The following is a 3,306-nucleotide window of genomic DNA, read 5'->3' on the forward strand; positions in this document are numbered from 1 at the left end:
CAAGGAAAGGAAACGTTTTATGGAAGAGAAAGGGCTTATAAAATACTAAATACCTTCAAAAACGAAAGACCTATAATAGACATTGAAAGAGCTAAGCTATTTACAGAGTCTTTCAAGGAAACTGAAGGTCAGCCTCTAATCCTTCGTTGGTCAAAAGCACTAAAGCACATAGCAGAAAACATAACTGTTTATATTGATGACCATCAGCTATTAGTAGGTAGATCTGGCTGTCAAGGCCGTTACGGTATACTTTACCCTGAATTAGACGGTGATTTCCTAGATCTAGCCTTGGAGGAGCTGCCTAAAAGAGTTGAATCTCCTTTTAACATTTCAGAGGAAGATGCTAAGGTAGTAGTTGAAGACATTGCTCCATACTGGAAAGGTAAAACTTACCATGAAAACTTGACAAAAGCATTGCCAAAGGAAACGCTTCAGTTTACTTACGATCCTGAGGATGCTTTGAAATCTAGATTTATCGTAAATGAAACTTCCTCTTTCCGGTCATCTATCCAGTGGGTACACGACTATGAAAAAGTTCTTAAAAAGGGGTTCAAAGGAATTAAAGAGGATGCTCAAAAGCGTTTAGATGCTCTTGATCCATTAAGCCCAGTTGACAATTGCGAGAAAAAACCTTACCTGCAAGCAATAATTAATGTATGTGATGCGATAGTTCTATGGGCTAAGAGACACGCTGAACTTGCTGCAGAAATGGCAAAAACAGAAACAGATGCAGTTAGAAAGAAAGAATTAGAGGAAATAGCTGAAAGATGCGCATGGGTGCCTGAAAATCCAGCTCGTAACTTTAGAGAAGCTGTACAATCTCAGTGGTTTACTCAAATGTTCTCAAGAATAGAGCAAAAAACTGGTACTATTATTTCAAATGGTAGAATGGATCAGTACTTCTACTCTTATTACAAGCAAGATGTGGAAGCTGGCATCTTAGATGATGAGCAAACATTAGAACTACTTGAGTGTATGTGGGTAGCAATGGCTCAGTTTATTGATTTATATATTTCTCCAACAGGTGGCGCTTTTAATGAAGGGTATGCTCACTGGGAGGCTGTAACTATCGGTGGTCAAACTCCTGATGGTAGAGATGCAACTAACGAGTTGTCTTACTTGTTCTTAAAGTCTAAGCGCGAGTTCCCTCTACATTACCCTGACTTAGCTGCAAGAATTCACGCTCGCGCTCCTGAAAGATTTGTAAAGGATGTTGCAGAAACTATTAAAGAGGGTTCTGGTTTCCCTAAGCTAATCAATGACGAAGAAGTTGTTCCCCTATTACTTTCTAAAGGAGCTAGGTTTGACGAAGCATACGACTATGCAGTATCTGGTTGTGCAGAGGCGAGAATGCCTAACAGAGACACTTATACTAGCCCTAATGCTTATATCAACTTTGCTTCTGCAGTGGAAATGACTCTATACAATGGCAAAACATTGTTAACAGAAGATGAATCTTTCGGACTAGAAACAGGAGACCCAACTAATTTTAAAACTTGGGATGAATTTTTAGAGGCATATTTAACGCATCAGAGAAACTTAATCAAACATGCGTTTATTCAGCAACACACAATTATCAACTTGCGACCTAATCATTTTGCAGTGCCCCTAGGATCTGCACTTCACGACCTATGCATGGACACTTGCAAGGACTTGCATACCCCTCAAATTGAAGGCGGTATCGAGATGGGATACTTTGAGTTCATGGGATATGGTACAGTAGTAGATTCTTTAGCTGCAATTAAAAAGCTAGTTTTTGAAGATAAAAAAGTAACTATGGCTGAATTAATTGAAGCAGTTAGAACTAACTTTGAAGGAAAAGAAGCATTGAGACAAATGCTTTTAAACGCACCAAAGTATGGTAATAACGAACCTTACGCTGATGAAATTGCAAAATTATTAGATAGAGAAGCTGTGAAATTTGCAAACAAATACTCTTTAGAACTAGGTGTACATTTAGACCTGAGACTAGTTCCATTTACATCCCATGTTCCTTTTGGAAAGGTAGTAGGTGCTACGCCAAATGGCAGAAAAGCTTGGTCTCCTCTTTCAGATGGATCATCAGCTTCTCATGGCGCCGATGTAAAGGGCCCAACAGCAGCAATGTTGTCAAACTTCAGCTCTAAAAACTACGACTACAGAGAAAGAGCTGCTAGACTACTAAATGTTAAGTTTAGCCCAGCTACAGTAGCGGGTGAAGAGGGTACTAATAAATTAGCTTCATTTATTAGAACTTGGTGCGACCTTAAGTTATGGCATGTTCAATTCAACATTATTAATAAAGAAACTTTACTTGCAGCTCAAAAAGATCCAGATAAATACCGCAGCTTAATAGTGCGGATCGCTGGATACAGTGCTTACTTTGTAGATTTATCACCAGATCTTCAAAATGACCTAATTGCCCGAACTGAGCACACTAGTTTCTAATGTGAGTAAGTCCTGCCTGTGCAGGACTTACCTTACTTTTAAAAGCAGGAGGGTATAATATATGGAAAAACACTATGATAAAAATAAAAGTGGGTTTGTTTTCAACATTCAGCATTATTCCGTTCACGATGGTCCTGGTATAAGGACTATGGTTTTTTTAATGGGATGCCCTCTAAGATGCCAATGGTGTAGCAACCCTGAATCTCAAAGCTTTAGTCCAGTGTTAGCCTATAATGAAAGTAAATGTATTGGGATCCATGAGTGTATCATGTGTATGGAAGTGTGTATGTCTGGCGCTATAAAAAAGAATGGTGATAAAATAATTCTAGATAGAGAACTGTGTAATAACTGCTTGCTTTGTACGGAGACATGTCCTTCGAAGGCGTTAAATCCTTATGGAAAATTGATGAATGTGAAAGACGTAATTGATATCGTTGAAGGTGATAGTTTGTTTTTCACCCGTTCTGAAGGCGGTATGACTCTAAGTGGAGGCGAACCTCTATCACAGCCTGAATTTGCTGTTTCATTATTAAAAGAAGCAAAGCACCGAAGGATAAATACAGCTATTGAAACTTGTGGTCATGTTAATTGGCCCGTTCTAAAAGATGCCTGCGAACAGTTAGATACTGTTCTTTTTGATATAAAGTGCATGGACTCCAACAAACACCAAGAATATACTGGTGTAAGTAATGAACTGATTCTTGATAATTTTAAAAAAATGTGTACTGAATTCCCTTCTCTAAACAAGATTGTTAGAACACCAATAATACCAGGATTTAATGATACAGAAGCCGATGTGCTTGCCATATCTGATTTTATTAAAGATCAGCCTAATGTGACACTTGAGCTCTTACCCTACCATCGTTTAGGCGAGCAAAA

Annotated in this window: 2 protein-coding genes; both read left to right on the top strand. The window is 38.5% G+C overall.

Features of this window, described 5'->3' with window-relative positions; genetic code table 11:
- On the top strand, positions 1-2,427 hold a 2,427-nt coding region (hpsG, locus tag GGQ84_RS15330), incomplete at its 5' end, for a (2S)-3-sulfopropanediol dehydratase (protein ID WP_429163683.1).
- Positions 2,428-2,488: 61 nt separating this feature from the next.
- Positions 2,489-3,306 (top strand): (2S)-3-sulfopropanediol dehydratase activating enzyme (gene hpsH / locus GGQ84_RS15335; RefSeq protein WP_429163685.1); only part of this gene is annotated, 818 nt, incomplete at its 3' end.

Origin of the sequence: Desulfitispora alkaliphila (assembly GCF_050433185.1) — a bacterium.
GTDB lineage: Bacteria > Bacillota > Desulfitisporia > Desulfitisporales > Desulfitisporaceae > Desulfitispora > Desulfitispora alkaliphila.